The sequence below is a fragment of the Christensenella sp. KGMB01412 genome, from assembly GCF_055522415.1.
On the sequence record NZ_JBVFVW010000019.1, the window covers coordinates 1 to 6,280 of the forward strand.

The 6,280-nt window shown below is 46.7% G+C and carries 5 protein-coding genes; all 5 read left to right on the plus strand.

Annotated elements, in window-relative coordinates; translation table 11 throughout:
* Window positions 1-112: 112 nt before the first annotated feature.
* The 5 genes from ACS5WU_RS13760 to ACS5WU_RS13780 all read left to right on the plus strand — a co-directional run bounded on the left by ACS5WU_RS13760 (window position 113) and on the right by ACS5WU_RS13780 (window position 5,768).
* Window positions 113-793, plus strand: coding sequence for a D-lyxose/D-mannose family sugar isomerase (locus ACS5WU_RS13760; protein WP_059109571.1), 681 nt, complete (start codon window positions 113-115; stop codon window positions 791-793).
* Window positions 794-871: 78 nt separating this feature from the next.
* Window positions 872-2,362 carry an FGGY-family carbohydrate kinase gene (locus ACS5WU_RS13765; protein ID WP_046443512.1) on the plus strand — a complete coding sequence of 497 codons (1,491 nt, stop codon included), beginning with the start codon at window positions 872-874 and terminating at the stop codon, window positions 2,360-2,362.
* Window positions 2,362-3,273, plus strand: a complete 912-nt coding sequence (locus ACS5WU_RS13770) for a class II fructose-bisphosphate aldolase (protein WP_302762232.1) — start codon at window positions 2,362-2,364, stop codon at window positions 3,271-3,273. Before ACS5WU_RS13765 ends, ACS5WU_RS13770 begins: the two co-directional genes overlap by 1 nt.
* A 22-nt stretch (window positions 3,274-3,295) precedes the next feature.
* Window positions 3,296-4,330: a uroporphyrinogen decarboxylase family protein gene (locus tag ACS5WU_RS13775; RefSeq protein WP_082103460.1), complete on the plus strand. Its 1,035-nt coding sequence runs from the start codon at window positions 3,296-3,298 to the stop codon at window positions 4,328-4,330.
* Between the two features lie 43 nt (window positions 4,331-4,373).
* A complete protein-coding gene (locus tag ACS5WU_RS13780; RefSeq protein ID WP_046443514.1) occupies window positions 4,374-5,768 on the plus strand; it encodes an L-fucose/L-arabinose isomerase family protein in 1,395 nt (464 codons plus the stop codon).
* Window positions 5,769-6,280: the final 512 nt, after the last annotated feature.

Here is a 6,280-nt window from a genome sequence, read left to right on the forward strand (position 1 = left end):
TCATTTTACGCAGGCTGGTATCAGAAGTTATTGTGGCAGGCGGCGGGGTTTTCGATTCCGCCGCCTGTATAAGTAAAAAGGCTATAACGCTAAGGGTTTAAGGAGTAGTATTATGAAAAGATCAGAGATCAACCAGATCATGAGGGATGCCGTTGAATTTATCAAAGAACAGAATTTTGCATTGCCTCCCTTTGTAACATGGACTTATGACGAATGGAAAACGAAAAACAGCGAATATGACGAAATCAAAGATTGTATGCTCGGATGGGACATTACAGATTTTGGAAAAGGCAATTTCCAGAAGGACGGCCTTTTGATGATTACCCTCAGGAACGGCAGTTTCGACAATCCGAAGTACAACAAAACATATGCGGAAAAGCTTTTGATCAGTGAAGAGGGACAGGTTACGCCTTACCACTTCCACTGGAAAAAGCAGGAAGATATCATCAACAGGGGCGGCGGGCTGCTGGTTCTCAGATGCTATAATTCAAATGAAGCCGGCGAAAAGCTGGATACGCCTGTAACGATCTTCAAGGACGGCAGGGCTTATGAAGTGGAAGCCGGTTCCAGGATTGAAATTGGCAGAGGCGAAAGCATTTCCCTTCCGACAGGACAGTATCACACGTTCTGGGCTGAAGGCGGCAAGTGCCTGATTGGCGAGGTATCGCGCACAAACGATGACAATGTAGATAACCGCTTCTATGAAAAGACAGGCCGTTTCCCGACAATCGAGGAAGACGAGCCGATTCTGTATCCGCTGTTCAGCGAATACCCGAATATGCCGAAAAAATAAGAAGAATTCTTTTGGGAATATCGCACTTGCTTAGGCTTGTGTGGTATTCCCATAATAAATAGATGGAGAAATACTTTTATGTACGTAATTGGGCTTGACGTGGGAACATCCGGTGTAAAGAGCACGGTTTTTGACGAGAAGGCAAATGTGCTTCACCACGCATACAGGGAATATGATTTGATTTGCCCCGGGGACGGAATGTTTGAACTCGATCCGCGGGTTTTAATTGATAAGGCTTTTGAAGTGCTGGCTGAGTCGACACAGGACTGTGACAAAAAGGAAATTCGTGCGATTTGTGTTACATCCTTTGGCGAGTCCTTTGTCTGCTTTGATGAAAACGATCAGATTTTAGCAAACACGATGATCTACATGGATCACCGGGGAACGGAAGAAGGAGAGGAATTCACAAAATTATTCTCCGAAAAAGAAATTTTCAGCAAATCCGGAAATTACGTTGATCCAATGTTTGCAATTTATAAATTGAGATGGCTTCATAAAAACAGACCGGAAATGATGGCAAAGGTGAAGCGTATTTCATTTATTACGGACTTTATTACCTACATGCTGGGCGCAGATCACATTTGTGATTATTCGCTTGCCGCACGCAGCGGAATGTTTGATTTTAAAGAAAAGACATGGTGGAAAGAAGCGGTGGATTTTGCCGGGCTTAAGATATCCATGCTACCAAAGCCGGCGCCGGGCGGCAGCGTTGTGGGAACCATGAGCAGCAGGGTTGCAAATGAGCTGGGAATGACAACGGGCGTAAAGCTGATTGTCGGCGGTCACGACCAGATTCTGGCTGCAGTTGGAAGCGGCGCACGCGATGAAGGCGATATCGCCAACGGAATGGGCACTGTGGACTGCCTGACGGCTGTTATGGACGGCGGCAGTATGAATATGGAAAAGATGCTGAACTATAAGTTCCCAATCGTACCATATCTTGACCAGCAGGACCAGTATGTAACGTATGCTTTTAATATGTCGGGCGGATGTACGGTAAAATGGTTCCGGGATACCCTGGCAAAGGATATTGCGGAAAAATCCGACGCATATGAGCTCCTGAATCAGGAGGCGCCGCAAAAACCGACCAGTATTATTACGATACCTTACTTTGCGGGAAGCGGAACGCCATATTCAGACAGCGTGACGCCGGCTGCAATGGTTGGGATGAGGCTCAATACCTCGCGTGGAGACCTGTTCCGTGCGTTCATGGAAGGGGAAACCTACGAAATGAAGCTCAATATCGACTGCCTTGAGGATATCGGTATCCATCTGAAACGGATTATTACGGTGGGCGGCGGTTCCAAATCGCCGATGTGGATGCAGATTCGTGCGGATATTTTTGAGCAGGAGGTGTGCCTGCCAAAGAACAGCGAAGCGGGAACGCTTGCAAGCGCGATCCTGTGCTACACGAATATCGGCGTATACGACAGCATTGCACAGGCACAGGGAGACCTGATCGAATATAAATCGACATTCCTCCCGCAGCAGGAGAATGTTCCGACCTATCGTAAAAACTATGCGCAGTATAAACGAATTTATGAAGCGATAAAGGAGATATATAAATAATGTTGGAAGCAAAGGATGCAGTAAAAAGAGCAAAAGAGCACGGAACGGTGATTCCTGCCTATAATATCCCATACCTGCCGATGGTAAAACCTGTGATTCAGGCCGTCGTTGATATGAATTCGATCGCGATGATTCAGGTGGCGAGAGTGGAATGGGAAAAATTCGGTTCACAGAGCCTCGAGGCTGTTGCGGAGGAATACAAAAAATATATGGATCCGAAGCATACGCTTCTCCATCTTGACCATGTACCGGTAATCGATGAGGACATGAAAGAGGTAGACTATATGCCCATCATCGAGCGTGCGATCAAGGCTGGTTTCCAGTCGGTTATGATCGATGCTTCGCGTCTTGATCTCGAAGGCAATATCGAGGCGACAAAGCAGGTCGCTTCTGCCGCGCACGCGGCTGGAATTCCCTGCGAATCCGAGCTTGGCGCGGTTATGGGGCACGAAAGCGGCCCGCGGATTCCCTATGAGGAAATTTTTGCAACGAAAAAGGGCTTTACAGACCTTGAGGAAGCCAAAAAATTTGTAAAGGAAAGCGATTGCGATTGGCTTTCTGTCGCGGTAGGCAGCATCCACGGTGCGGTTGCGGAAAACCTGCGCAATCAGAAAAAACCGGAAGCAAGGCTTGATATCGACCATATCAAAGCACTTTCGGCGGCAACGAATATTCCGCTGGTATTGCACGGCGGCAGCGGCATCAACAAGGAATGTATCCGTGAAGGAATTAAGGCGGGCATCGCTAAAATAAATGTCGGCACGGAAATCAGGCAGGCGTATGAAAGCGCACTCTTGGGCGATGAAAAGAATGTAGAAGCCGCGCAGAAGGCAGTTTATGATAAAGTATGTGAAGTAATCACTGATATGCTTTGCATTAAAGACACACGTTCGCTTCTTTACGAAGGCTGATAAAAGTCAGAAAGGCGTAATCATGAACGGATATGAGAGGATGCTTGCTACGCTCCATAAGGAGAAGGTAGACCACACTCCATCAATGGAAATCATGATCGATCAAAAGATTATTGATGCGCTTACAGATACAGGGGACTATATGGACCTGTGCGATGCGCTCGATCTTGATGCGGTCATCACAAATACACCTTCCACGCTTTACCGCAATGAGGTAATCGACGCGGAAAAGGGGACGTTTCGCAATGAATGGGGAACGGTTCGCCAGCAGGGCAGGGAAGTTGTTTCAGCGATTGTGGACGAGCCAATCAAAAATGCGGAGGACGTATACAAATACGTTGCGCCCGATCCGAATGATGAGTACAGGTTCGAGTACCTGCGCGCGCTGATAGGGCGCTTCAAGGGAAAAAGGCTGGTGGGGATGCACATCCATGACGCATTCAATTATCCCTACTACCTGATGGGCATGGAAAACCTGTTCGTTACAATGTTTGAGAATCCGGATGCTGTCCACAAGATTGTGGAAATATCGGTGGATCATAATATTGCGCTTGCAAAGAAAGCGGTGTCGCTTGGCGCTGACTATATCCTGCTCGGCGACGATTACGGCGGCGGGAACCAGCTGCTCGTGTCTCCGAATATGTTCCGCGAGTTCTTCCTGCCGGGCTTTCAGCAGGTGGTATCGGCAATCAAGGATATGGGCGTATTCTGCTTTAAGCATTGCTGCGGGGATATCAATGAAATTTTGGATGACATGGTGGCTACAGGCATCGATGTGCTGCATCCGCTCGATCCGTCTGCAAATATGGATATCATGGCAGTGAAAGAAAAATACAAGGATCTTGTCGTGATGGGCGGAATCAACTGCTACAAGCCTTTGTGCGAATTCAGCGAGGAAGAAATCGCTGCAGAAACAAAAAGGGTGATTGAAACGATTGGCAAGGATGGAAGATACATCATTGCATCTTCCAACAGCGTGCATTCCGATGCGAAGCCCGAAAACTACAGGGTGATGCAGGAAGTGCGCAGGGAAATGCCGGTTGTTTACAGCAAATAAGAATTGGTATGGTCTTGATTAATGGATGGGAGGTAATCCACTTATGACAACATTTGCATTATTTTATGGGAACAGGGCGTTTATGCCTGACGATGTAATAGACGAAGCACGCCCGCAGCTTGAAAAAGCGGTAAAAGACGCGGGCTGCGACTTTATCAGTATGGACGTGAGCCTGACGAGCCACGGCGCTGCAGAGACGGTTGCGGAAGGCAAAATATACGCAAAGTTTCTGGAAGAAAATAAAGGGAAATTTGACGGCGTGATCGCATGCCTTGCAAACTTCAGCGACGAGGCTTCGGCTATCGCGGCACTGAAGGACTGCGGCGTGCCAATCCTGATTCAGGCATGCCCGGACGAGATTGGTAAAATGGACTTTGCAGGCAGGCGCGACGCTTTTTGCGGAAAGCTTGCGATCACTGATCTTTTTTATCAGTACGGCATCCCGTTCTCGCTGACGCAATCCCATGTTGTAGCGCTTGACGGCGACGAATTCCAGCGGGAACTGAAAAAGTTTGCAGCGGTATGCCGCATCGTAAAAGGCTTGAAAAATCTGACGATCGCATCGATCGGCGCGCGCGTATCTGCATTTAAGACAATGCGTTTTGACGAGCTCACGGCTCAGAAATATGGCATTACAGTTGAGACAATCGATCTTTCAGATTTCTTCCTGAGGATGAAATCCATGGATTCGTCCTCCAAAGAATTTGCGGACAAGCTGGAGTTTTACAAAAATTATGCGAACTGCACCAAAGTTCCTGCAGAATCGATGGATAAAATGGTTCGTGCAAGTCTTGCTGCAGATCAAATCGCCGCAGAGCTTGAGACGGATTGTATGACGATCCGCTGCTGGGATGAATTCCAGCGCGAGATGCAGATTTCAGTATGCAACCTGATCAGCGAGCTTAACGACAGGGGTATTGTAACGGCATGTGAGCTCGATATTGCAAACGCAATTTCCATGAAAGCGCTCTCAAGCGCTTCGCAGGATCCGGCAATGTGCCTTGACTTTAACAACAACTATGGCGATGATCCCAACAAGTGCATTTTGTTCCACTGCGGGCCGATCTGCAATACGCTTATGACGGGTAAGGGAGAGATCGTAGAGCACAAGATGTTCAAAAAGACAATGGGCGACGACGTGAGCTGGGGCGTAAACCAGGGCTATATCAAGGCAATGCCCATGACGTATTCCAGCGCAAAATCCGACAACGGAAAGATCGTTGCTTATGTGGATAACGGTATTTTCACAGGAGATCCGATCGAAGACGGTTACTTTGGCACGGGCGGCGTTGCATATATCGAAAATATGCAGAAGAAGCTGTACGACATCGCAAAGAACGGTTTCCGCCACCACGTCAGCGTTTCGTCCGGACAGAATAAGGACGCAATGCTCGAGGCATATAAAACATACATCGGGTTTGATATCATGGAGCTGTAACAGGTTTTCATGATTATTGCAGTTTGCCAAATGGTTGCGCAGCAAGTATTTGTAAGAAACTGCTATGCAGCGAACCTCTATAGCGGCGCAGCCATGCGACGCCATAAGTTAATACGCTGTAAATGAGTGAGGCAGAAATAGAAGCATATAATCTTGCAGCTCTATTTCCTCTAAAAAAGGAGGCGTGAAAACGCCTCCTTTTTACATATTCAAAGCCGTTTGCACAGTGGAAAAAATAAAAATGAAAAATCATAAAAAAAGATATTGACAAAAGCGGCAAATCGGTTTATTATTTAGGCATAAAGTAAAACGATTTAATATTTCCGCATCTTAATTACACAATTTTATTTTTCATAGAAAGTGTACTTTTTCGTTCGATTATAAATGTTAATTATTGCGCCTATAAGGCGCTTTTTTTATGCACTTTTTTTGTGAACGAAAAAGTACTATTTATCGCGTAACAAGAAAAACCAAATGAGAACAAACATTTTTAAAAATTAAAACGATTTAAC